A 22,396-nucleotide genomic window follows, 5' to 3' on the forward strand; every position below is an offset into this window, starting at 1 on the left:
CGCACGGGCCGATACGCAGAACGCCGCGCATCGAGCTGCGCGGCGTCAGCGCTTGCGGTCCTGACGGGACTTGAACCCGCGACCTCCGCCTTGACAGGGCGGCGAGCACTCCAACTGCTCCACAGGACCTGGCTGGTGTTGCATCCGGCGCGAGCCGGACCGTGCCCCCAACGGGATTCGAACCCGTGCTACCGCCTTGAAAGGGCGGCGTCCTGGGCCGCTAGACGATGAGGGCGGCCCCGCCATCATTGCACACTCGCAACTTCAAGCGGACTTGCTCCCATCCGGCCCCGCCGGAGGCAGGAGAAGCATATGTCATGCCTGCACGGACGGCCAAACCGGTATGGGCATGACCGTGGAGCCGGACAAAACCGCAGGTCAGCGCGGTAGGGCGATGCCGAACCGGCGCTTGATGTCCGGAATCAGGTGCCGGCACGCCGCCATCGTCTGGGCCCGGTCGCCGCCCGCGTCGTGCATCAGCACGACCGAACCGTGCCGGGTGGCCCCCTTCACCCGCTTGATGATCGTCTTCGCCGGCGGGTGGTCCCAGTCCTGCGGGTCCACGCTCCAGTGCAGCGGGCGCAGGCCCATCTGCTTGGCGACCACGACCTCCTCGGCCGTCCAGCGGCCGCCGGGCTGGCGGAACCAGGTGATCGGCGCCTTCGGCGCGGCGGCGTGAATGGCCTCGTTCGTCCGTTCCAGGTCGGATCGGATCTCGGCGGCGGACCGCCGGCCCAGGTTCACGTCGTGGTGCCAGCTGTGGTTGCAGAGCTGGTGCCCCTCCCGGACGATCCGGGCCACCAGCTCCGGGTAGCGCTTGGCCTGCTTGCCGACGACGCAGAAGGTGGCCTTCACGCGGGCCGCCCGGAGCTGGGCCAGGATCTGCGGGGTGAAGCGGGGATCCGGACCGTCGTCGAAGGTGAGCGCCACGCCGTTGCTCCCGCTGGCCCGGTGCAGGCCCGCCGGCAGCTTCTTCGGCACCGGGCGCAGCTTCGGCTTCGCGGGGGTGGTGGTCGGTGAGGGCTTCGTCACCGGCGTCGGGGACGGCGACGCCGAGGCCGACGGCGGTGCGGCGGCCTTCTCGGGTGACTTGCCGGGTTCGCCGCAGCCGGTGACGAGGAGCACCAGGCCCAGGGCGAGCGCCGACAGGGCGCGTGGACGCATTCGTCGCTCCCGGAGGGGTCGGGGTCAGACGGACTTTCCGACCGTAGTGGACGTCGACCCGGAACGGGAGAGGGGCTCAGCTCGTCGTCGACTGGTCCAGCGAGTCCCGTACCGCCACGGCCAGCGACAACGCCTCGGCCAGGTCCACCGGCCGAACCACCCCGGCCGGCAGCGAGTCGGCCCGCCAGCCGGGCCCGGCGGCGAGCACCAGCAGCGGCCGGCGCGGTACCGCCAGCAGCGCGGTGAGCTGGCACGGGTCGGCCGTCGCGCGGATGTGCGACCACAGCACCACCGCCGCCGGTCCGGTCCGGTTGACCGCCTCGACCAGGGCCGGCACCGGTACGCGGGCGCCGAGCATGCGGTAACTCACACCGACCTCGGCCAGCGCGGCGGCGAGCGCCTCCAGCGGCAGGGAGTGCTGCTCCTCGTCGGCGCAGGAGAGCAGGATCCGGGGCGGGCCGCTGGTCGGATGGGACTGCGCCACTGTGGCGAACGCCTCGGAGACGCACCGGGACATGAGGTGTTCCACCTCGATCAGCGCGGAGGTGGCGGCGTGCCGCTCCCCGATGCCGGCGAGCACCGGGCGCAGCAGACCCTCCCAGGTCGCCACCACGCCGTCGGCCGCCAGCGCGTCGGCGATGGTCCGGCCGATGGTCACCGAGTCCAGTCGCATGGCGGCACGGGCCAGCCCGCGCGCCGCCGGTCCGGCCCGGCCGACCGGGATGGTGGTGCCGCCCCCGTCGCGTACCGTCGAGACCCGTGCCTTGAGGCCGAGCCGCTCGGGCGGCAGCACGGCCGGTGCCTGCCGCGCCCAGCGGGCCGCCTCGGCGGGCGCCACCCCCTCGGTGGTCAGCCGGCGCATGATCTCCAGGCGGGCGAGGTCGGCCGGCGTGTACCGCCGGTGATGGCCCGGTACGTGCTCGCTGGGACCGAGACCGTAGCGCTGGTGCCAGGTACGCAGCGTGGTGACCGCCACGCCCAGTCGGCGTGCGACGGCCCCCGCGCTCAGCGCCTCATCGGCCACCCGACCGCTCCGGTGCCTCGGTGGCCGGTACGCCCGGCCGGGACGCGTCGGTCGGGTGCAGCAGCCGGTTGACCACGCCGCCGAGCCACGGGGCGTACTCGCGGGGGTGGGCGTCCAGGTCGGCCACCACCGCGCCGGGGTCGACCCAGCGCAGGTCGGCCACCTCGTCCGGGTCGGGCCGTGTCACCAGGTCGGCGGGTACGTCGGCGCGCAGCACGTGGTCGTACTCGAACTCGACCCGTCCGGTCGCCGGGTCCTCGGCGTAGTAGAGGTAGACGCCGACCTCGGTGAGGTCGACCGGGTCGACGCCGAGTTCCTCGGCGAGCCGCCGGTTGGCGGCCTCGGCCGGCGACTGGCCGGGCAGCGGGTGCCCGCAGCAGGAGTTCGCCCAGCGCAGCGGGAACCGCGTCTTGACCGCGGCCCGCTGCTGCAACAGCACCCGCCCCTCGGGGTCGACGAGGAGCACCGAGAAGGCACGGTGCAGCCGCCCGGGTGGCTGGTGGGCGCTCGCCACTGTGGTCTCGCCGAGCACCCGGCCGTCGTCGCCGACCAGCTCGACGAGATGTGTCTCCCGCTCGCTCACGACATCGTCCCGTTGATCCGGGTGGCGGCGATCTTGCCGCTGATCAGCACCATCGGCACCCCGACGCCCGGCTGCGTGCCGGAGCCGACGAACACCACGTTGTCCAGCGTCCGGTGCAGGTTGGAGGGGCGGAACGGGCCGGTCTGGAAGAGGCTGTGCGCGGCGGCGAACGGGGTGCCGGCGGCCATGCCCTGCGCCGCCCAGTCGGCCGGGGTGACCGCCCGCATCACCTCGATGCCGTCGCCGAAGCCGACGTAGCCGCGCTCCTCGAGCGTGCTCACGAGCTGGTCGGCGTACCGCTGGGTGAGGTCGCCCGTCCAGTCGAACGGCGCGCGCTCCAGGTTCGGCACCGGCGCCAGCACGTAGTAGGTGTGCTTGCCGGCCGGCGCCACCGACGGGTCGGTGCGGCTCGGGTTCGTCACCAGCAGCGACGGGTCGGTCATCAGCTCGCCTCGGCGGATCACCTCGTCGAACGTGCCCTTCCAGGACCGCCCGAAGTGAATGTTGTGGTGGGCGATCTTGCCATAGCCCTGCGTCGAACCGATGTGCAGCACCACGCAGGACGGCGAGTAGGTGAGCTTGCGCTGGCGGCTGGGCGGCAGCAGGTCCTGGTAGGCGACCGGCAGGTCAGGGTTGAGCACGACCGTGTCGGCGGGGACGAAGTCGCCGTCCGCGGTGACGACGCCGGTCGCGCGGCCGTTGGCGGTCTCCACCCGGGTCACCGTGGTGCCGTACCGGATCTGCACGCCGTGCTTCTCGGCCGCGCCGGCCATGCCGCGCGAGACCGCGTGGATGCCGCCGCGCGGGAAGCACACCCCGGCCACCGAGTCGAGGTACGCGATGACCGCGTAGATGGCCAGCGCGTCGTGCGGCGACAGGCCCGCGTACATGGCCTGGAAGGAGAAGATCCGCTGGGTACGCGGGTCGCGGAAGAATTGGTTGATCTTCGTCTGGAGCCGCCGGAAGGCGCCGCTCGCGAACAGCTTCAGCAGGTTGCCGGTGAGCAGGTCGGTCGGCGCGTCGAGGTTGCGCTCGATGAAGTCGGCCCGTTCCCACTGCCACAGGTTGCGGGCGTAGTCGACGAAACGCAGGTAGCCGTCCGCCTCCCGGGGACCGCAGACGCGGGCGATCTCGGCCGCCATCCGGGTGGTGTCGGTGATGACGTCGAGCGTCGACCCGTCCGGGTAGTAGGCGCGGTACGCCGGGTCGAGCGGGGTCAGGTCGAGCCAGTCGGTCAGCTCCTCGCCCACCGCGCCGAGCGCCTCGGCGATCAGGTCGGGCATGGTGAGGACGGTCGGGCCGGTGTCGAACTCGTACCCGTCGACGCTCAGCCGCCCGGCGCGTCCGCCCGGCACCGGCTCGCGTTCCAGCACTGTCACCTGCCGGCCACTGCCGGCCAGGTGCAGCGCGCAGGCCAGCCCACCCAGCCCGGCGCCGACCACGACCACCCGGTCGGTCCGTCCCTTGACGGTACGCATTCCGGCCCCCTTGCTCGCGAAGTTGCTCATCATGCCCGCCGCGCCGTGGCAGCGGTGGCGAGGCCGGTCAGCGCGGTGCGCGCGGTCTCGTCGATCGGTGCGGTGCCGAGCGCGGCGAGCGCCTCGGTCACCCGCTCGGAGATCATCCGTTCCACCCGGGCCGCGGCCCCGGTGTCCCGGACCACGTCGGCCAGCCGGTCCACCTCGTGTGCCGACGTGACCGAGCCGGCCCGCTCCAGGACGCGGCGCTGCGCCGGGTCGGCGAGTTGCCGGGCCAGCATCAGCAGCGCGGTCGGCTTGCCGGTACGCAGGTCGTCCCCGGCCGGCTTGCCGGTGGTCTCCGGGTCGCCGTAGACGCCCAGCAGGTCGTCGCGGAGCTGGAACGCCTCGCCGACGGCCAGCCCGTACCGGGTGTACGCGGCGATGAGCGGGCCGTCCGCGTCGGCGCCGGCCAGGCAGGCGCCGAACAGCAGCGGACGCTGGACGGTGTAGCTGGCCGTCTTGTAGCGGGCCACCCGTAGCGCCCGGTCGACGGTCCAGTTCGCCGAGTCGTTCTCGCCGAGTACGTCCAGGAACTGCCCGGCGACCGTCTCCACCCGCATCTGGTCGTAGCAGCGGCGTACGTCGAGCAGCCGGTCCGCCGGGACCGCCGCGTGTGCCATGAGCCGGTCGGCCCACACCATGCACAGGTCGCCGATGAGGACGGCGACGGCTTCGCCGTACCGGTCGGGGTCGCCGGTGTGCCCGGCGGCCCGGTGCCGGGCGGCCGCGGCCCGGTGCGCGGTGGGCAGCCCTCGCCGCGTGTCGGAGGCGTCCATCACGTCGTCGTGCACAAGCGCGAACGTGTGCAGCAGTTCCAGCGCGGACAGCGCGGGGAGCACCGAGCACAGCGGTTCCTCACCGCCGACCACACCTCGCCATCCCCAGTACGCGAACGTGGGGCGGACCCGCTTGCCGCCGGCCAGCACGCTGTCGCGTGCCGTCGCGGCGAAACCACCCATCGCTGCGTCGATCTCGGTGAGCGAGTCGACTTCCGCGGCCAGGAACGCCACCAGCGTCTCATCGACCCCTTTGATCAGGTCTTTCGTGAACGCGGCCAGTACGCCGCGGACCGGATCGTCCGTCGCCCCGGGCTGAGCCGGCGCGACGCGGAGCGCATTACCCGCAACTGCGTCGTTGGCCATGTGGGCGAGCGTACCCTAGGGTTACGAGTTGCGTCGATTGCTGCGTCGAAACTGAGGAGGGCCGATGGACACGGATCTGACCGCTGCCTATGACCGTTGCCGCGAGCTGCACCGGCGTCACGGCCGTACCTACTATCTCGCCACCCGGCTGCTTCCCGCCTGGAAACGGCGGCATGTGCACGCCTTGTACGGCTTCACCCGCTACGCGGACGAGATCGTCGACCGCACCGAGGACCTGCCGCCGGCCGAGCGCGCGGCCCGGCTGCGCGAGTGGTCGGATCGATTCGTCGCCGGGCTGCACGGCGCGTCGGTCGACGACCCGCTGCTCCCCGCGGTGCTGCACACCATCGCCGTGTTCGACCTGGACCGCGACGACTTCGCGTCGTTCCTGCGCAGCATGGCGATGGACCTGACGGTCATGTCGTACCCGACCTACGACGACCTGCTCGACTACATGGAGGGCTCGGCCGCGGTCATCGGCACCATGATGCTGCCGATCCTCGGCAGCTCCGACCCGGCCGCCGCCCGCGAGCCCGCCCGCCAGCTCGGCTTCGCGTTCCAGCTCACCAACTTCATCCGCGATGTCGCCGAGGACCTCGACCGGGGCCGGACCTACCTGCCCGACGAGGACCTGGCCAAGTTCGACCTCACCCGCGACGACCTGCTCGCCGCCAAGGCCGCCGGCCGCACCACGCCGCGCATCCGCGAGCTGATCGAGTACGAGGTGACCCGCGCCCAGGCCCACTACGTGGCCGCCGCGCCCGGCATCCCGCTGCTCCACCCCGCCTCGCAGGCGTGCATGCGCACCGCGTACGCGCTCTACGGCGGCATCCTCGACGAGGTGGCCGCGCAGGACTACGACGTCTTCGTCCGCCGGGCCCTGGTGCCGCAGCGGCGCCGGATGGCGGTGGCCGCGCGGGCGCTGCTCACCCCGTCGGGCACGCCGGTGCGGGTGCCCGGCCCGGCACTGGAACCGGCCCTGGCCGGATGACCGGCCGCACGGCGGTCGTGCTGTTCACCCGTGACCTGCGGGTGCACGACCACCCGGCGCTCGCCGCCGCCTGCTCCGCGTTCGACCGGGTGGTGCCGCTCTACGTGCTCGATCCGGCGTTGCAGAGGCTCTCGCCGAACCGCACCCGGTTCCTGCATCAGAGCCTGGCCGACCTGCGTGAGGCGCTCCGCAGACGCGGCGGGGACCTGGTGATCCGGCGCGGCGACCCGGTGGCCGAAACAATCGAGCTGGCCCGGAAGGTGGGCGCCGAGGGCGTCGGGCTCTCGGCCGATGTCAGCCGCTACGCACACCGCCGGGAACGCCGGCTGCGCGCCGAGTGCGAGCGGCACCGGATGTTCCTGCGCCTGTTCCCCGGCCTGACCGTCGTCGAGCCCGGCGCGCTGCGCCCCGGCGGCGGCGACCACTACCGCGTCTTCAGCCCCTACTTCCGCGCCTGGCAGGGCGCCCGGTGGCGGGACGAGCTGGCCGCGCCGAAGCGGGTCCGGCTGCCCGACGGCGTCGACCCCGGCCGCCTGCCGGACCCGCCGACTGGCGACAGCCCGGATGCCGCCATCGGCGGCGAGGCCGTCGCCAGGCGCCGGCTCACCGCCTGGCTGCCCACCCTCCATCGGTACGACGACATCCACGACGACATGGCCGGCGACGAGACCTCGCGGCTCAGCCCGTACCTGCGCTTCGGCTGCGTGTCGCCGCTGACTGTGGCGAACCGGGCGGGTGACCGGGACGGACCCTTCGTCCGGCAGCTCTGCTGGCGCGACTTCTACCACCAGGTGGTGGCCGGTTTCCCCGACCTGTCCACTGTCGCCTACCGGCGCGGCGCCCGCGAGGAGTGGCGCGAAGACGCGCACGCGCTCGACGCCTGGACCGAGGGGCGTACCGGCATGCCGATCGTGGACGCCGGCATGCGCCAGTTGCGCGCCGAGGGGTGGATGCACAACCGGGCGCGGCTGATCACCGCCGGCTATCTGACCAAGCACCTCGGACTGGACTGGCGGCCCGGCCTGGAGGTCTTCTTCCGCCGGCTGCTCGACGGCGACCGGGTCAACAACTCGGGCAACTGGCAGTGGGTGGCCGGCACCGGCAACGACACCCGGCCGTACCGCGGCTTCAACCCGGTACGGCAGGCCGAGCGCTACGACCCCGACGGCGCGTACGTGCGGCGCTGGGTGCCGGAGCTTGCGTCGGTGGCGGGCAAGGCGGTCCACCAGCCGTGGCGGCTTCCAGGCGAGGTACGCCGCACGCTCGACTACCCGCCACCGCTGGAGGTGCCGGGCACCGACCCGGTCTGGCTCCGCTGAAGCCGCCCGCCGCGCGCCGGCTTGCGTGGACGCGCGGGCGGTCGCGCCAGATGCGTCGCCCGCGCACGGTCACGCACGCCGCCGCCTCGCCGCCCGCCGCCTCGCCGCACGCCGCCCCGCCGCCTCGCCCCGCCGCCGCCCGCCGACCCGCCGACCCGCCGCGCGCCGGCTTGCGGGGACGCGCGGGCGGTCGCGCCAGATGCGTCGCCCGCGCACGGTCACGAACGCCGCCGGCGCAGACCTCCCGCGCGTCGCAGGCCGCCTCCATCGGTTACCCTCGGTGATCGCTTGCCTGCCGGCGTCGTTCACCTCTGGCCCCCTTTGCTCTGCAGCCATATCCGCACCGGTTGCGGAACGTGGCCGAAAGCGCCTCGCGCGGTTTTCGGACCTGCGACGAAACCCCTGCTCAACGCGATGCTGCGCCGATGGCTGCAGAGCAAAGGCGGAAAGGGGAGTCCAGGCTGCCCGGCCGGCCGAATGCGCTGCGTGATGACGCCCTGCAATTACCGAGCGTGACGGCCCGTCAGAGACAGGAGTGCAGCGCCTCGACCAGGTCCTCCACCCGATCGTGGTCGGCCAGCCGGGCGGTCGCGTACGCGAAGGTGTAACCGCGCTCCGGGTCGGCCCAGGCGCTGCTGCCGCCGATCCCGCCCATGCCCCAGCTGCCGTCCGGCTCCCACTGCATGCCGAGCGTCCAGTCCACCGGTCGGTCCAGCAGCAGGTCCGGCCCGCTGTACTGCACCCGCGTCGCCTCCGCGACCAGTTCCGGACTGAACAGGCGTACCCCGTCCAGCGTGCCGCCGGCGAGCAGGCCCGCGTACAGCCGGGCGAGCCCGGCGGCGGTGGCGTGCAGGTTCGCCGCCGGGATCTCGGCGGCCCGCCAGAGGTCGCTGTTCACCATCGCGACGTCGCGCCCGCCCGGCGGGTTGTCCAGCGCCCGCGCCCGCAACGAGCCCGGCTCGCCGCGCATCGCGTCCGGCCAGGCCGGATCGGCGTACGACAGGTCGGCGCACCGCCGCCGGCCGGCCTCGTCCAGTCCGAAGGCGACGTCCAGGCGCCACGGTCCGGCGATCTCCTCGGCAAGGAACCGGCCCACCGAGCGTCCGTCCACCCGGCGGACCATCTCGCCCACCAGGTGCCCGTACGTCCAGGCGTGCTCGGCCGCGACGGCGCCCGGCGTCCACTCGGGGTCGGCGGCGGCCAGGTCGGCGCAGAGCAGATCCCAGTCGGCGACGGCGGCGGCGGGCCGGGGCACCGGGAAGGCGGGCAGCCCGGCGGTGTGGGCGAGCACGTGCCGGACGGTGGCCGGGGTGCGGAACTCCGGCCAGTACGCCGAGACCGGCGCGTCCAGGTCGACCCGGCCCCGGTCGACGAGCAGCAGCAGACAGAGCGCGACCACCGGCTTGCCGACCGAGTAGACGTCGACGAGCGTGTCCGGCCGCCACGGCCGGTCCGCCCCGGAAACCGGTACGACCACGCCGGGCGGGACCGCCGCGGTGGTGCCGCCCACCAGCTCGATCACCGGTACGTCGCCGTGCCACGCCGCCAGCGACGCGCCCGTCTCCCGGCCGGTGGCGAACAGGTCGTGGAAGCAGTCCCGGACCGGGGTGAAGCGCGTGTGCATGCGGCCACGGTAGGCGGTCGCGTTCGTGACGAGCGCGGGAATTCCGGCCCGGTGCGGTGGTCGGTGTCCCGAAGGTGCGGAATGCTTGCGGAATGGCGGAGCCGGAACTGGTGGACGTAGTGGTGGTCGGGCTCGGAGTCGGCGGCGAGGAGGTGGCCGGGCGGCTCGCCGAGGCCGGCCTCACCGTGGTCGGCATCGAACGGGATCTGGTCGGCGGCGAATGCCCCTACTGGGGGTGCGTGCCCAGCAAGATGATGATCCGGGCGGCGAACGCGCTGGCCGAGGCGCACCGGGTCAACGAGCTGGCGGGGTCCGCCCAGGTGCGGCCCGACTGGGCACCGGTGGCGAAGCGGATCCGGGCCGAGGCCACCGACACCTGGGACGACAAGGTGGCGGTGGACCGGTTCACCGGCAAGGGCGGCCGGTTCGTCAGGGGCAGCGGACGGCTCGACGGCCCGAACCGGGTACGCGTCGGCGACCAGGTGTTCCAGGCGCGCTACGGCGTGGTGCTCGGTACCGGCACCCGGCCCTCGGTCCCGCCGATCGACGGGCTGGCCGACACGCCGTACTGGACCAATCACCAGGCCATCGAGGTGGAGGAACTGCCCGCGTCGCTGCTGGTGCTCGGCGGCGGCGCGATCGGGCTGGAACTGGCACAGGTCTTCGCCCGGTTCGGCGTGCGGGTGACGGTGATCGAGGCGGCCGACCGGGTGCTCGCGGTCGAGGAGCCGGAGGCGTCCGCGCTCGCCGCCGACGCGCTGCGCGCCGACGGGATGGAGATCCACACCGGGGTCAAGGCCGGCCGGGTCGGCCACGACGGCGGTGCGTTCACCGTGTACGCCGACGGCGCCGAGTTCACCGGCGAGAAGCTGCTCGTGGTGACCGGCCGCAAGGCACACCTGGAGGAGCTGGGCCTGGACACCGTCGGGGTGGACGCCGGGCAGCGCTACCTGCCGGTGAACGACCGGATGCACGTCACCGAGGGGATCTGGGCGGTCGGCGACCTCACCGGCGAGGGCGCGTTCACCCACATCGCCATGTACCAGGCCGGCATCGTGGTGGCGGACGTGCTCGACCACATGCGGCGTACCAAGGGCGGCCCGGACGCCAGCGGCACCGCGAGTGTCGTCGGCGGCGCGGCCGGGGTGGTCAGTTCGGTCGGCGGCGCGATGAGCGCGGGCGGGTCGACTGCCGCGCCGGGCAGCGTCCCGGTCGCCGACTACCGGGCGCTGCCCCGGGTCACGTTCACCGACCCCGAGGTCGGCGCGGTCGGCCTCACCGAGCAGCAGGCCCGCGAGCGCGGCGTCAACGTCCAGGTCGGATACGCCGACCTCACCTCGTCGGCCCGCGGCTGGATCCACAAGACCGGCAACGCCGGGTTCATCAAGCTGATCGCCGACGCCGACCAGGGCGTCCTCGTCGGCGCCACTTCGGCCGGACCGGCCGGCGGCGAGGTGCTCTCCGCGCTCGTCGTGGCGGTGCACGCGGCGGTGCCGATCAGCCAGCTCCGGCACATGATCTACGCGTACCCGACGTTCCACCGCGCCGTCTCCGACGCCCTGCGCGCGCTGAAGTGACGCCTCAGCCGGCCGGCGCACCGTGCCGGCCGGCCCCGTCGGCGAACCGGCCGGCACCGCGTACCCCGTCCACCGCCAGCGACTCCAGGCCGTAGGCCAGCTCGGTCGCCATCGCCTCCGGCTCGGGCAGCCCCGCGCCGTCCAGCACCGCCGCCCGGTCGTTGCGCAGGCACGTCTGCGGAGACCGGGCGATCGCGGCGGCCAGTTCCTCGGCCGCCGCGCGGGCCTCACCCGGCGCGACCAGCCGGTTGACCAGACCCATCGCGTACGCCTCGTCGGCGCCCACCGGCCGGCCGGTGAGGATCAGGTCCATCGCGCGGCTCTCCCCGATCAGCCGGGGCAGCCGGACCGTCCCGCCGTCGATCAGCGGTACGCCCCACCGGCGGCAGAACACGCCGAGCGTCGCGTCCGACTCGGCAACCCGCAGATCGCACCAGAGCGCCAGCTCCAGCCCGCCCGCCACCGCGTACCCGGAGATCGCGGCGATCACCGGCTTGGACAGCCGCAACCGGGTGGGCCCCATCGGCCCGTCGCCGTCGGGCTCGACGCGGTTGCCGCGCGGCGTGCCGACGGCCTTGAGGTCGGCGCCGGAGCAGAACGTGCCGCCCGCGCCCCAGAGCACGGCGACCGCCGCGTCCGGGTCGGCGTCGAACGCGTGGAACGCGTCGGCCAGGGCTCGTGCGGTCGGCCCGTCCACGGCGTTACGCGCCTCGGGCCGGTCCAGGATCACAGTGGTCACGGCACCGGCGTGCTCGACGCGTACCCCCATGGGACCAGCATGCCCGCGACGGCGCTGCCGTGGCTACGGCCTATTTGATCGTGCCGGGTCGGGTCAGCCAGCGCATCGGCCGGCCGGTGACGGCGCCGACCTGGTCGAAGTCCCGGTCGTAGTGCAGCAGCGAGAGGCCGTGGTATTCGGCGGTGGCGGCGATGAGCAGGTCGACGGCGCCCGCCGAGCGGTGCGTGCCCCGCGCGGTCAGCTCGGCCTGGATCTCGGCGGCGCGTTCGTAGATCCGGTCCGGCATGACCACCGAGCCGAAGGCGGCCCGGAGCTGCTCCGTCAGGCGCGTCCGGTCGGCGACCGACCGGGCGGTGTGGAGGAATTCCAGCTCGACCAGCGGGCACACGGCGAGCAGGCCCGCTGTCACCTGTGGTTCCCAGCGGGCCAGCACGTCGGGATCGCGCAGGAGCCGGACGAGGGCGCTGGTGTCGATCAGATAGTCGGCCAGTTTCACGAGCGGTAGGCGCCCTTGTCGAGCAGTTCGTCGAAGTCACCGGCCTGCCCGCGCTCGGCCAGGTCCGCCAGCGCTCGGGCGCGGCGCAGTCTCGCCGCGCCCTCGCGGAGAGCGACGTTCACCGTGTCCTTCTTGGTCTTCGTGCCGAACGCCTCGGCGGCATCCGCCAGCGCCTCGTCGTCGACATCCACCAGGATCTTGGTCATCGCGGCTCCCTATATACGACCAGCCGCCCGAGTATATCCAGCGGGGAGGTCGTGCGAGGGAATTCCGGGGCGTCCGGTTTGGGGGCTCTCCTGCCGGGAAGTCGGAACGGGTGCGCGAACTACTGACGAAGATCGAACAGGCCACCGTTCTCGACCGGGTGGGTGACCGGTTGCAGCGCGCCGTCCAGGGCACGCTGCGCTCGCAGCGGGTACGCGACGCGTTGCACGGCGTGTGGCTCGGCCATCCGCTGCACCCCGCGATGGTGCAGGTGCCGGTCGGCGCCTGGATCTCCGCCGCCGTGGTGGACCTGCTGCCCGGTCAGCGCCGGGCCGCCACCGCGCTGGTGGGTCTCGGTACGGTCAGCGCGCTGCCCGCCGCGGTCGCCGGGCTCAACGACTGGGCCTCGCTCTCCCGTGACCAGCGCCGGGTCGGGCTGGTGCACGCCGCCGCCAACACGGTCGGTCTGGCATTGTTCGCCGGCTCGCTCGCGGCCCGGCTCAACGGACGGCACGGCCTCGGCCGGGCGCTGTCCTACCTGGGGCTGTCCGCCGCGAGCGGTGGGGCGTACCTGGGCGGGCACCTCGCGTACAAGCAGGGCGCCCAGGCCAGCCAGAGCGTCTCCGAGCTGCACCTGATCAGCGACGGCTGGCACCGGGTCGGCGACCTGAGCAGCCTGCCCCGGCACGAACTGGTCACCAAGAAGATCGACGAGGTCTCGGTGATCCTCTACCGGGACGGCGACGACGTCAGCGTCATGCTGGAGCGCTGCCCGCACCAGAGCGGCCCGCTCGGCGAGGGCACGGTCGAGCAGATCGACGGCCACGCCTGCGTGGTCTGCCCCTGGCACGGCAGCGCGTTCCGGCTCGACGGCGGCGAGGTGGTGCACGGCCCGGCCGCGAACGACCAGATCGTGCTGCCCAGCCGCGTGGTCGCCGGCCGGGTCGAGGCCCGGCTGCCCTGAGTCAGTCCCGCCGGTGCCGACCGCTGGACAGCGCCCGCGCGGGTACCGGCCGCTTGCGCAGCCCGAGCAGCGCGCCGATCTGCGCACCCACGATGCTCGCCACGGCCAGCACCGCCGAGATGGCCAGCGGACGGTTGATGCCCTCCTCGGCGGTGGCCCGGGACGCGCCCGCCGACATGGCCGGCGGCTGCGCGACAGGTGCCTCCACCGTGGGCGTCGCGTCGCGCGGCGTGGGCTTCGGCTTGGCCTTCGGGGTGGTCGACGAGGCGCCACCACCGCCCGGCTTCGCCGGTGCCGTCTCGGCCGGCTTGGTGACCACGATCCGTCCGGCGGCGTGTCGCCGGGCACCCGAATCCGTCGCGCCGTCCGGCAGCGTGATGAGCTGACCGGGGCGGATCCGGTCCGGGTCGGCGAGCCGGTTCAATCGCGCCAGCTCCTTGTACCTGTCGAAGTCGTCCAGGTAGCGGTCCGCCACCTCGCCCAGGTAGTCGCCCTTCGCCACCCGGTACACGGCCGGGTCGCCCACCTTCGGCGCGACCGGGGCCGGGGCCGCGACCTGACTCGCGGCCACCGCCGGTGAGGTGACGGCGGCGACCGCCGGTTGCGGGGCGGTCAGCGCGGCGGCGCTCGCCGCGGCCGGGCTCGCGACCAGGATCAGCGCCACTGACCCGACGAGCGCGGCGGCGGCCTTCTGCTGGCGGTGCATGCCGGGCAGCTTCGGTGCCGGCCGCCGTACCGCCGCCGCGAGCAGTTCCACCACGACGGAGAACGCGAACGTGGCCCAGCCGAACCAGCCCACCACCGCCAGCGCGCGCAGGAACAGCTGGCCGTCGTCGCGGCTGGTCAACGCCGTACCGATCTCGGCGAACGTGGGCAGGTGATCCGGCAGTGGATTGCCGGCGAACGCCAGCAACGCGACCGGCCCGCCGGCCAGCACCCCGACGAGCACGACGAGGGCGCCGAGCCCGGTGAGGACCTGGCCGGCGCGGCGGACGGGGGAGCGTCGGGGTGCACGCATGGCGGCCTTCCTTCCTACGGTGGGCCGGTGAGCGCCCGAGCGGTGGCCTCACCGGAGACGATGGCGGTGTTCTGCACGCCGAACAGACCCAGCAGGTCCCGGCTGTAGGTGATCTGCACGCGTACCCGGATCTGGGTCTCGGCGCCGACCACGGGGAAGTCGACCTCGTGGTCCCGGACGCCGCCCGCGGCGTCGAGGTAGGCGGCGACCGCGGCGCGGGCGGCGACCTGGTCGATCCGCTTCGGACCGCCCTCGATGGCCCGCGCGCGGTCGATCATCTGGCCGCCGGCGCGGGCCGCCTCGGCGGCCAGGTTGTCCGCGCGCTGCAGCGTGCGCAGTTGACCGGCGCCGTCGTAGGCGAGGCTGATGATCGCCAGCACGCCGGTCATCGCCACGGCCAGGAAGAGACTCACCCGACCGTTCTCCGCCGCGCGTCGCCCGGTCATCCGCGGCTCCGGTAGGTGTCCAGCGGCGAGGTGAACCTCGCCGAGACGGTCTTGCCACCCGGCACGCCCGGCAGGCCGGGCGCGCTCAGGTCGTCGAAGGAAACGGTGCAGGTCACGGTGACAGTCACGGTCGCCGGCACGCCTGCGGCGCTCTGGTACGCGGCGGCGAAGCTCGTCGTCGTACCGGCCACCGAGCCCGCGAGGTCGATCTGGGGCGGACCGGTGCACTTCAGTCCCGCCCAGCCGAGCTGGTCCTGGGCCGCCTCCTCGGCGGCCTCCGCGCCGTCGTCGGCGTTGCGGGCGAGCGAGGCGGCCCGGGCGGCGTCGTGGGCCGCCGACTCCACCGCCTCGTCCGCGACAGCGGTCCGCCCGGCGACGCCGGCCAGCACCATCAGTCCGATGAAGGCGGGCGCGAGCACCGCCACCTCGATCGAGACGGAACCCCGGTCCCGCCGCGCCCCGGCGCTCATCCGGTGGTCCACCGTTCGGCCGGGCCGTGCGCGGTCTGCGTGACCTCGAACGACACGCCCGGGATGACCGACAGGGAGCGTCCCCGCACCGTGCAGGTGACGTCGGTGGCCGTCTCGACGCAGGTCGGGCCGGTCTGCTCCCAGCCGACCAGCCAGTCCCCGGACTGCTGCAGGAAGCTGATCGCCCGCTGGCGGCCGGCGTCCGGCCCGGCGTCGATCGTGCGCTGGGCGTTCACCGCGGTCTGCGCGGCGTTGAGCGCTGTGGACCGGGCCACGAACCAGACGGCGACCTGGATCGAGCCGAACAGCATCACCAGGATCACCGGCATCACCACGGCCAGCTCGACCGGGTTGGCGCCCCGCTCACCCTCGGCCAGGCGGGCGCGCAGGGCAGCGGCGAACCGCCCCCGACCGGGCGGGCCGGCGGGCCGGCCGGCAGACGCCGGCCGGCTCCGGACCGTACGGGCGGGGCGCGGCATCACGGGGCCTGCGGCGCCGTGTTGTTCGGGATGGCGTTCATCCAGTTGTTCGCCTTGGCCAGGGCGAGCCCGGTGACCGCCATGGCCACCGCGACCAGCCCGAAGATGATCACCGCGGTCGGTACGGGGCTGTCGCCGCGCTCGGAGTCCCGGCGCAGCTCGGCGAGGCGGGTGCTCACCGCCACGTACAGGTAGGCGTAGAGGTGCATGGTCGTCTCCTTCTCGAAGGTGGGTTCACAGGCGGGCGAGGAACGGATAGACGGCGAAGCCGAGCAGGACGAACACCAGCAGTGAGCCGGGGATGTCCAACTTGCTGGTCACCCCCTCGGCCCGCGCCAGGTTGTCGGTACGGATCTGGTCGCGCAGCGAGTCGGCGCGGGACCGCAACGTCTCGTGCACCTGGGCGCCTTCGCTGCCGGAGGAGCGCATGATGGCGCCCACGTCGCCGAGCTCCGGGATGCCGATCCGGTCGGCCAGCTCCTGCAACTCGTCCCAGGGCGAGTGCATCTGGAGCTGGGCGAGCCGCAGCGCCTCCCGGATGCGGTCGAACACCCAGCCGTCGCAGACCGCCGCCGCGCGTTCCAGCGACTGGACCGGGCCGTGCGCGGCGGACAGTTGCAACGCCACCAGGTCGAGGTAGGTGCAGACGGCCTGCCGGAACTCGTCCCGGGCGGCGTCGGCCTTGGCCAGGACCGCGCGGTGCGCCAGCAGACCGGCGCCGAGCGCAAGGCCCAGGCTGGCCACCACCGGTACGGCCACCGGCAGCGCCACCCCGCCGACGAAGAGCACTGCCGAGGCGACCGCCGGGGTGGCGAACCCGACGAGCGCGGAGAGCAGCACGGACAGGGCGTACTGCTCGGGGGTGCGGTCGAGCAGGGCGAGTTGCCGGTGCGGCGGGCGCAGCCAGCGGGCGAACCCGCCGAGCCAGTCCGGCCCGGCGCCGGCGGCCGAGGGCTGGCCGGGCGGCTGGTGCAGGCGGCGCAGCGCCGGGCCGAGCGCCGGGGTGGCCGGCAGCGTCTCGCGGACGACAAGGAACAGCCCGAGCCCGACCGCGCACCCGCCGAGCACCGCGATCGCCATCTGCCAGTTGAGGATCATGCGATCGCCTCGTCCAGGTCGGGCGCCGGCAGGAACCGCGCCGGCCGGGGCGGCTGGCTCATCGAGCGCACCCAGACCAGCAGGCCGACGAACGCCGCACCGAGCACCGCCATCACGAGCTGACCGGTGACCGTCCCGTACGGACGGATGTAGTCGCTGTTCACCAGCCCGTACGCGAGCGTCGCCAGCGTCATGCCGGTGAGGAAGCGGACCGCGAACCGGGGCTGGGTGCGTTTGGCCTCGACCTCGCGCCGCGTCGCCACCTCGGCCGAGGCGGCGCCGGCGATCGACCCGAGCACGTCGCCGAGGCGCTCGCCCCGGTCGGTGAGGTGCAGGATCAGCGCGGCCACCACCTGGTCGGCGACCGGGTCGGCGATCTCGTCGGCGAAGGCGAGCAGGGCGGAGCGGGCCAGCCAGCCGGCCTGGAGGCGGGCGGCGAGCGTGCGTACCTCCTCCTGGATCTCCTCCGGCGCGGTGGCGATGGTGCCGATGATCGCCTGCTGGAGCCCCTGGCCGGTGGCGGAGATGTCCTTGAGCCGGCGGGTCCACTCGCCTACGGCTTCGACCCGGGCGATGGCCCGCTGCTCGGCCCGGCCCACAGCGAACAGCCACGGCACGCCCGGCACCGCGAGCACCACCAGCAGGCCGACCACCGGCAGCCCGGTGAGCAGGAACGCCGCCGCCCCGGCGACCACAGCGGCACCGAGCAGGAGCTGGTAGCGGCGCTGGTCGGCGCGGCTCGCACCGGAACCGGTCCAGAGCCGGCTCAGACCCGGCCCGGAGCCGGGCGCCGGACCCGGCGGGCGGCGGGTGCCGACCAGCGCGACCACCGTCAGCACCAGCCCGGCCACGCAGGCCGCACCGGAGACCAGGGCGATCAGTTCGATCTGCGTCACGACGGGCCTCCGCTCGGCCGCGCCCCGAGGCGGGTGTGCCGGGGCCGCCGCCACGCGCCCACCCCGGCCTCGACGAACCGGGTGAGCAGGCGGGCGTCGTAGCCGACGCGCAGCAGTTGGTCGCGGACGCGTTCGGGCAGGTGGCGGGGGACCGCCCGGCCGTCCGGGCCGGGGCCGAAGACGGTCGTCGTGGTGATCCGGTTGCCCTCGCCGACGCCGATGACCTCCTCGACGTGCGAGACGAACCGGTGCTTGCGCCCGCCGATCGCCGTCTCGTCCTCGACCGTCACGTAGACGATCAGGTCGAGCGCGTTGCCAGCCATCCGGCGGGCCTGGTCGACAGTCATCTCCCGGCCGTGGGACAGCGCCAGCTCGATGATGCGTTCGCTCACCCCCGAGGGGGTACGCGCGTGGATGGTGCACATCGACCCGCGGCTGGTGGTCATCGCCTGGAGCATCGGCACGATCTCCCGGGACCGCACCTCGCCGACGATGATCCGCAGCACGCCCATGCGCAGCGACACCGGGATCAGGTCGGCGATGCTGACCTCACCCGCCGGCCGCCCGTCCGCACCGCGCTCGCCGTGCCCCTCCCGGGACTCGAAGCTCATCACCGCGCGGTGCTTGTGCCCGCGCCGGGCCGGCAGCAGTTCCCGGCTCTCCTCCAGCAGCACGTACGGCTCGTCGGCCGGGATCTCGTCCATCAGCGCGCGGATGACAGTGGTCTTCCCGGCCCCGGCGAGCCCGGCCACCATGATGTTCAGCCCGGCCCGCATGGACGCGCGGAGGAAGTCGCGCAGCAACGGATCGATCATCTCGTCCAGGTCGGGCCGGCCGCCCGCGATGTCCTCCAGGCTCACCTCGAGCGTGTTGTGCTTGCGGATCACCGCGTACGGGCGGTGGCTGACGAGGAACACGGCGGCGAGGCGGCTGCCGTCGGGAAGTTGCAGGTCGAGCGTGGGCTTCGACGTGGACAGCGAGCGTTCGGTGGCACCGGCCCGGCGGGCCGCCGCCTGGAGGATCTCCACCAGTTCGTCGTCGGTCTCGGCGATCGGCTCGGCCCAGTCGACGCCGCCGCCGTGCCGGGTGATGCGTACCTGGTCGCAGCCGAGGATGTGCACCTCCTCGATGCTGTCGTCGACGAGCAGCGTCTGGAGACGGCCCAGCCCGACGAGTTCGGCTGTCACCTGGTCGAGCAGCAGCCGTTCGAAGTCCGCTGCCATCGGGGTGCCGGACCGGCGTACCGAGTCGGCGTACGCGGAGACCACCGCCACGGCCAGCCGGGCGCGCTCGACCTCCTCGGCGTCGGCGTCGAACTCGCGTCCGCGCTGCCAGTGGGTGAGCCGCTCGCTCAGCTCCCGGCGCAGCTCGCGGACCACCGCGAAGTCGACCCGGGGGCGTGGCGGCGCCGCCGGCGCGGCGGGCAGCGGGCCGGGTACGTGGTGCCGCCCGTTCGGCGGGGCCAGCGGGGGGACAGTGGAGACGACGCCCGGCTGCTGGACGCGCGGGTCGTGGGAGACCGGCTCAAACCGCATCGGACACCCCCGGCAGGCTCGGCGCGGTCACCGCGCGCGGTGTCGTCGCCCCGGGCCAGGCCAGCCGGGCGCGCCGCCGGTCCAGCAGCGCCCGGACCGGCACCTCCAGGGCGCCGGCCGCGCGCATCAGCGGCCGGTTCGCGCGTACGGTGCCGCCGTGGGCGAGCACCTCGGCGGTACGCGGATCGTGCGGCAGGCGGGCGATCACCGGCAGCCGGAGCGCCTTGCTGATCTCGCTGGTGCCGTGCCCCTCCCCGACCACCAGCAGCCGCAGCGTGCCCGGCGGTACGCGGTGCTCGGTGAGGTCCCGCTCGATCGCGCGGGCGGTGGCCCGGGTGGCGGAGAGGTCGGGCAGGTGCGCGCGGGTGACGAGCAGCACCACCGCGGCGGCCCGCAGCAGCGGCCACGGTGGACCGCCCACTGCCAACCGGCCACAGTCGACGAGCACGTCGTACGGCGGTTCGCCCCGCTCCAGCCCGGTGAAGTAGTCGGCGAAGCGCTGCCAGAGCGGGATGACGCTGCCGGCCTGGGCCGGGTCGACCACGCCCGGCAGCAGCAGCCGCTCACGGCGGGGGGCGTCCAGGTCGACCAGCTGGGACCAGAACGCGTGCTCCAGGCTGCCGTCGCGCAGCTCACCCACCGCCAGTTCACCGATGCCGCGCGGACCGTCCAGCGCGCCGCCGAGGTAACCGGCGAGGATCGAGCCGCCCGCCGGGTCGCACTCGGCCAGCACGAGCCGCCGGTGCCAGCTCAGCGCGGCGGCGAGCGCGGCGGTGGTGACGCCCGGCGAGCCCTTCGCCGAGACCAGGGCGATGATCGCCATCAGGCCGCCTCGGTGAGCACGAGCGCGATCCGGTCGTCGGCGGCGAGCGCCACGACGGCCGGCACGTCCCGCACGGCCAGCGCCAGGTAGACCACCACGTCGCCGTTCTGCGGCGTGGCGGTGTCGATCACGGTGCCCTCGAACCGGGTGCCGCCACCACGGGACGCCTCCGAGCCGCCTCCGGTGGCGTTGGAGGGTGTGCTGACCAGCAGCACCTTGTCGCCGGGGTTCAGCTTGCGGGCCGGCACCTGCTCGGGCTCCAGCCCCAGCGCGATCTGCTGCTGACCGGCGCCGAGCAGCGGGGCCTCGGTGAGCTGCGCCGCGGTGAGCAGCGTGCCGGGGGTGAGCCGGACGGCCGCCCGCAACCCCAGCACCTCGTTCATCCGGTCGGCGGGCACCGGCCGGAGTTCCCGGCCGCCGGAGACGCGTACCGGTACCAGGTCGTCGGCGGTGAGCTGCTGTCCCACGTCGACCTGCCGGGCCACCGCCAGGTACGTGCCGGTGGAGCGGACCGAGGTGACAGCGAACGCGGCGCCCAGTCCGCCGAGGGCGATCAGCAGGACCGCCAGGCCGAGCAGGCCGGGGCGGACGCGTCGTTGCCGGACCACCTTCGGCGGCGCGACCGGGGCCTCCACCGGGGTTCCGTTGCGGGCTGCCACGACACTCATCGGGTCACCACCTGAAGCTCGTTGATCTGTACCGGGATGACGCCGCTGGACCGGCTCTGGGCGATCACGCCGCTCTCCCCGCCGCCGGACCACTCGACGGTCCAGAACGTCGTGGCGCTCACCTGGTAGGTGTCGGCCTTCGGATAGCCCGCGTCGAGACCGCAGTCGGGTGAGGTGGAGCCGGCTCGCGGCCCGTCGGCCCGGTACGGCGTGCCCGGACCGTCGCAGGTGACGTCGATGTCGTCGGACATGTGCCAGACGATCCGGGTCACCTTCGCGGTGATCTCCACGGTCAGCCCACGGTCCGAGGCGGACGCGCTCAGCGGCCCGAAGTACGAGGCCCCCGGGCTGGCCCACATCCAGACCGGCAGCCCGACCAGGCCGGGGCCTTGACTGCGCCGGGGCGCCACCGACACCCGGGGCGGGAGCAGCGAGATCGAGGCCAGCGCGCGGCGGGCCAGCTCCTCCGGGTCCGGCGGCACGCCGTATCCGGGCGGCGGGGCGTCGAGAAGCGCCCGCCGTATGCTGCCGAGGTCGCCGCCGTTGCAGGTGAGCTGGTACCACTGTTGGCCGGGCGGCGCCTCGCCCTGCGGCTCCTCGAGCTTGTAGTAGCAGCCGTCGGCGTTGTTGAACCAGCCGAGCACCTCGTGGTAGCAGGGGATGACGCGGCCGTTCCACTGACACTTCGGCGCGGCGCCCCCGTTGCCGCCCCCGCCACCGTTGTCCCCGCCGCCACCCGGTCCGCCCGGACCACCCGGGGTGCCGGGGTCGTCGTCCCAGACGTCGCAGTCGGTCTGCTCCGGTGGGCAGGAGCCGCCCGGGTCGGCGGCGCGGGCGGGTGCGCCGGTGAGCGTCAGCAGCGCGGCCAGGCCGGCGGCGAGGAGCAGCCGGCGGGGCGTCCCGGCCCGGGTCGGATGGGCCGGGACACCCCTTCCTCCCCAGGTCAGCACGGCTGGTCCTGGTGCGCGGCGCCGCCGTTGACCAGCCACCGGCCGTCCGGGAAGCGGACCGCTGTGGCGGTGGCGAGGTAGCGCCCGCCGCGGGTGCCGGGCACGGCCTTGCGGTTCTTGGCGTAGACGAGCCGGTAGCCGCTGGCGTCCAGGCAGTCCTGGATCTCGACGGTGGGTGGGCTCGCGGTCAGGTCGACCGAGACGACCTCAGGGTTGGAGATCAGTTTCCCGGTACGCATCGCGCCGTGCTCCTTCGCGTCGAGAATCGCCATTCGCACCCGAGTCAGCAGCGGGTCAGCCAGAAATCGGGTCAGAGCGGGATGGGACGGATCGCTGCGCGCACTGGCTGCCCGGGACGCGTCGAGATAGCCGGAATAGGCGGCCAGCGCCGCTTTTCCGGCGGCGTTCTCCTCGGCGCTGGAATGGCCGGCGGGTGCGACGGTGCGGCCGGTCAGCGGACCGGTGGCCGCCTCCGGTTCGGTGCCGCAGCCGGCCGTGCCGACCACCAGCACGACGCTGAGCAGGAAGATTTCCCATCGGCGGGATTGCCGTGTGCGCAACGCCGATCCCTCCTCGGTGCCGGCCCGGGGCGATCACGCCGACCCGCTCCGGGCATGCGGAAGCGCGCCCGGATCTGTCACTCCGGGCCCCCGTCGCCATCACTTG

General features: G+C 73.9%; 25 protein-coding genes and 2 tRNA genes. 4 read left to right on the forward strand and 23 right to left on the reverse strand.

Annotation, left to right across the window (positions count from 1 at the left end; translation table 11 throughout):
• Nucleotides 1-55: 55 nt before the first annotated feature.
• The 7 genes from ACQP26_RS01140 to ACQP26_RS01170 all read right to left on the reverse strand — a co-directional run bounded on the left by ACQP26_RS01140 (nt 56) and on the right by ACQP26_RS01170 (nt 5,433).
• Nucleotides 56-129, reverse strand: a tRNA-Asp gene (locus tag ACQP26_RS01140).
• Nucleotides 130-162: 33 nt separating this feature from the next.
• Nucleotides 163-235, reverse strand: a tRNA-Glu gene (locus tag ACQP26_RS01145).
• Nucleotides 236-378: 143 nt separating this feature from the next.
• On the reverse strand, nt 379-1,164 hold the full coding sequence (locus ACQP26_RS01150) for a polysaccharide deacetylase family protein (RefSeq protein ID WP_269703040.1): 786 nt from the start codon (nt 1,162-1,164) through the stop codon (nt 379-381).
• A 76-nt stretch (nt 1,165-1,240) separates the two neighbouring features.
• Complete coding sequence (locus tag ACQP26_RS01155; protein WP_433494695.1) at nt 1,241-2,188, reverse strand: MerR family transcriptional regulator; 948 nt, start codon at nt 2,186-2,188, stop codon at nt 1,241-1,243.
• Nucleotides 2,178-2,771, reverse strand: coding sequence for an isopentenyl-diphosphate Delta-isomerase (gene idi / locus ACQP26_RS01160; protein WP_269703036.1), 594 nt, complete (start codon nt 2,769-2,771; stop codon nt 2,178-2,180). The genes ACQP26_RS01155 and idi overlap by 11 nt, the downstream gene beginning before the upstream one ends.
• Nucleotides 2,768-4,249, reverse strand: a complete 1,482-nt coding sequence (gene crtI / locus ACQP26_RS01165) for a phytoene desaturase family protein (protein WP_433494696.1) — start codon at nt 4,247-4,249, stop codon at nt 2,768-2,770. The genes idi and crtI overlap by 4 nt, the downstream gene beginning before the upstream one ends.
• Before the next feature lie 29 nt (nt 4,250-4,278).
• Nucleotides 4,279-5,433 carry a polyprenyl synthetase family protein gene (locus ACQP26_RS01170; protein ID WP_269703032.1) on the reverse strand — a complete coding sequence of 385 codons (1,155 nt, stop codon included), beginning with the start codon at nt 5,431-5,433 and terminating at the stop codon, nt 4,279-4,281.
• A gap of 64 nt (nt 5,434-5,497) precedes the next feature.
• On the opposite strand from ACQP26_RS01170, the gene ACQP26_RS01175 reads away from it, so the two are divergent.
• On the forward strand, nt 5,498-6,424 hold the full coding sequence (locus tag ACQP26_RS01175) for a phytoene/squalene synthase family protein (RefSeq protein ID WP_269703030.1): 927 nt from the start codon (nt 5,498-5,500) through the stop codon (nt 6,422-6,424).
• Nucleotides 6,421-7,743 (forward strand): cryptochrome/photolyase family protein, encoded by a 1,323-nt coding sequence (locus ACQP26_RS01180; protein ID WP_433494697.1) that lies wholly within the window; start codon nt 6,421-6,423, stop codon nt 7,741-7,743. The genes ACQP26_RS01175 and ACQP26_RS01180 overlap by 4 nt, the downstream gene beginning before the upstream one ends.
• A gap of 523 nt (nt 7,744-8,266) precedes the next feature.
• Here ACQP26_RS01180 and ACQP26_RS01185 read toward each other — a convergent pair.
• The gene (locus ACQP26_RS01185; protein WP_433494698.1) at nt 8,267-9,367 is read right to left on the reverse strand and encodes a serine hydrolase domain-containing protein; all 1,101 of its coding nucleotides are present in this window, start codon (nt 9,365-9,367) and stop codon (nt 8,267-8,269) included.
• 92 nt (nt 9,368-9,459) lie between these two features.
• Between ACQP26_RS01185 and ACQP26_RS01190 the strand changes: the two genes are divergently transcribed.
• Entirely contained in the window at nt 9,460-10,944 is a 1,485-nt protein-coding gene (locus tag ACQP26_RS01190; RefSeq protein WP_433494699.1) for a dihydrolipoyl dehydrogenase family protein, read from the forward strand.
• Between the two features lie 4 nt (nt 10,945-10,948).
• On the opposite strand, the gene ACQP26_RS01195 is transcribed toward ACQP26_RS01190, so the two are convergent.
• Genes ACQP26_RS01195 through ACQP26_RS01205 form a run of 3 tightly spaced genes read right to left on the reverse strand, consistent with a single transcriptional unit; the run spans nt 10,949 to nt 12,385 of the window.
• Nucleotides 10,949-11,713, reverse strand: a complete 765-nt coding sequence (locus ACQP26_RS01195) for a crotonase/enoyl-CoA hydratase family protein (protein ID WP_433494700.1) — start codon at nt 11,711-11,713, stop codon at nt 10,949-10,951.
• Between the two features lie 40 nt (nt 11,714-11,753).
• On the reverse strand, nt 11,754-12,179 hold the full coding sequence (locus tag ACQP26_RS01200; RefSeq protein ID WP_433494701.1) for a PIN domain nuclease: 426 nt from the start codon (nt 12,177-12,179) through the stop codon (nt 11,754-11,756).
• Nucleotides 12,176-12,385, reverse strand: coding sequence for a type II toxin-antitoxin system VapB family antitoxin (locus tag ACQP26_RS01205; protein ID WP_064448355.1), 210 nt, complete (start codon nt 12,383-12,385; stop codon nt 12,176-12,178). The genes ACQP26_RS01200 and ACQP26_RS01205 overlap by 4 nt, the downstream gene beginning before the upstream one ends.
• Nucleotides 12,386-12,495: 110 nt before the next feature.
• On the opposite strand from ACQP26_RS01205, the gene ACQP26_RS01210 reads away from it, so the two are divergent.
• The gene (locus tag ACQP26_RS01210; protein WP_281579329.1) at nt 12,496-13,347 is read left to right on the forward strand and encodes a Rieske 2Fe-2S domain-containing protein; all 852 of its coding nucleotides are present in this window, start codon (nt 12,496-12,498) and stop codon (nt 13,345-13,347) included.
• A gap of 1 nt (nt 13,348) precedes the next feature.
• On the opposite strand, the gene ACQP26_RS01215 is transcribed toward ACQP26_RS01210, so the two are convergent.
• Genes ACQP26_RS01215 through ACQP26_RS01270 form a run of 12 tightly spaced genes read right to left on the reverse strand, consistent with a single transcriptional unit; the run spans nt 13,349 to nt 22,290 of the window.
• Nucleotides 13,349-14,365, reverse strand: a complete 1,017-nt coding sequence (locus ACQP26_RS01215) for a LysM peptidoglycan-binding domain-containing protein (RefSeq protein ID WP_269703020.1) — start codon at nt 14,363-14,365, stop codon at nt 13,349-13,351.
• Between the two features lie 14 nt (nt 14,366-14,379).
• Nucleotides 14,380-14,811 carry a hypothetical protein gene (locus tag ACQP26_RS01220; RefSeq protein ID WP_269703018.1) on the reverse strand — a complete coding sequence of 144 codons (432 nt, stop codon included), beginning with the start codon at nt 14,809-14,811 and terminating at the stop codon, nt 14,380-14,382.
• A complete protein-coding gene (locus tag ACQP26_RS01225) occupies nt 14,808-15,281 on the reverse strand; it encodes a TadE/TadG family type IV pilus assembly protein (protein WP_433494702.1) in 474 nt (157 codons plus the stop codon). Before ACQP26_RS01225 ends, ACQP26_RS01220 begins: the two co-directional genes overlap by 4 nt.
• The gene (locus ACQP26_RS01230; RefSeq protein WP_269703015.1) at nt 15,278-15,760 is read right to left on the reverse strand and encodes a TadE family protein; all 483 of its coding nucleotides are present in this window, start codon (nt 15,758-15,760) and stop codon (nt 15,278-15,280) included. Before ACQP26_RS01230 ends, ACQP26_RS01225 begins: the two co-directional genes overlap by 4 nt.
• Complete coding sequence (locus tag ACQP26_RS01235; protein ID WP_013283462.1) at nt 15,760-15,969, reverse strand: hypothetical protein; 210 nt, start codon at nt 15,967-15,969, stop codon at nt 15,760-15,762. The genes ACQP26_RS01230 and ACQP26_RS01235 overlap by 1 nt, the downstream gene beginning before the upstream one ends.
• A 25-nt stretch (nt 15,970-15,994) precedes the next feature.
• Entirely contained in the window at nt 15,995-16,858 is an 864-nt protein-coding gene (locus ACQP26_RS01240; protein ID WP_281579327.1) for a type II secretion system F family protein, read from the reverse strand.
• Nucleotides 16,855-17,808, reverse strand: a complete 954-nt coding sequence (locus tag ACQP26_RS01245; RefSeq protein WP_433494703.1) for a type II secretion system F family protein — start codon at nt 17,806-17,808, stop codon at nt 16,855-16,857. The genes ACQP26_RS01240 and ACQP26_RS01245 overlap by 4 nt, the downstream gene beginning before the upstream one ends.
• A complete protein-coding gene (locus tag ACQP26_RS01250; protein WP_433494704.1) occupies nt 17,751-19,289 on the reverse strand; it encodes a CpaF family protein in 1,539 nt (512 codons plus the stop codon). Before ACQP26_RS01250 ends, ACQP26_RS01245 begins: the two co-directional genes overlap by 58 nt.
• Nucleotides 19,279-20,112 carry a ParA family protein gene (locus tag ACQP26_RS01255; RefSeq protein WP_433494705.1) on the reverse strand — a complete coding sequence of 278 codons (834 nt, stop codon included), beginning with the start codon at nt 20,110-20,112 and terminating at the stop codon, nt 19,279-19,281. The genes ACQP26_RS01250 and ACQP26_RS01255 overlap by 11 nt, the downstream gene beginning before the upstream one ends.
• Nucleotides 20,112-20,780 (reverse strand): SAF domain-containing protein, encoded by a 669-nt coding sequence (locus ACQP26_RS01260; RefSeq protein ID WP_269703005.1) that lies wholly within the window; start codon nt 20,778-20,780, stop codon nt 20,112-20,114. The genes ACQP26_RS01255 and ACQP26_RS01260 overlap by 1 nt, the downstream gene beginning before the upstream one ends.
• Complete coding sequence (locus tag ACQP26_RS01265) at nt 20,777-21,730, reverse strand: hypothetical protein (protein ID WP_433494706.1); 954 nt, start codon at nt 21,728-21,730, stop codon at nt 20,777-20,779. The genes ACQP26_RS01260 and ACQP26_RS01265 overlap by 4 nt, the downstream gene beginning before the upstream one ends.
• On the reverse strand, nt 21,724-22,290 hold the full coding sequence (locus ACQP26_RS01270; RefSeq protein ID WP_433494707.1) for a hypothetical protein: 567 nt from the start codon (nt 22,288-22,290) through the stop codon (nt 21,724-21,726). The genes ACQP26_RS01265 and ACQP26_RS01270 overlap by 7 nt, the downstream gene beginning before the upstream one ends.
• Nucleotides 22,291-22,396: the final 106 nt, after the last annotated feature.

The sequence above is a fragment of the Micromonospora sp. CA-248089 genome, from assembly GCF_050948515.1.
In the GTDB taxonomy this organism is placed as follows: Bacteria; Actinomycetota; Actinomycetes; order Mycobacteriales; family Micromonosporaceae; genus Micromonospora.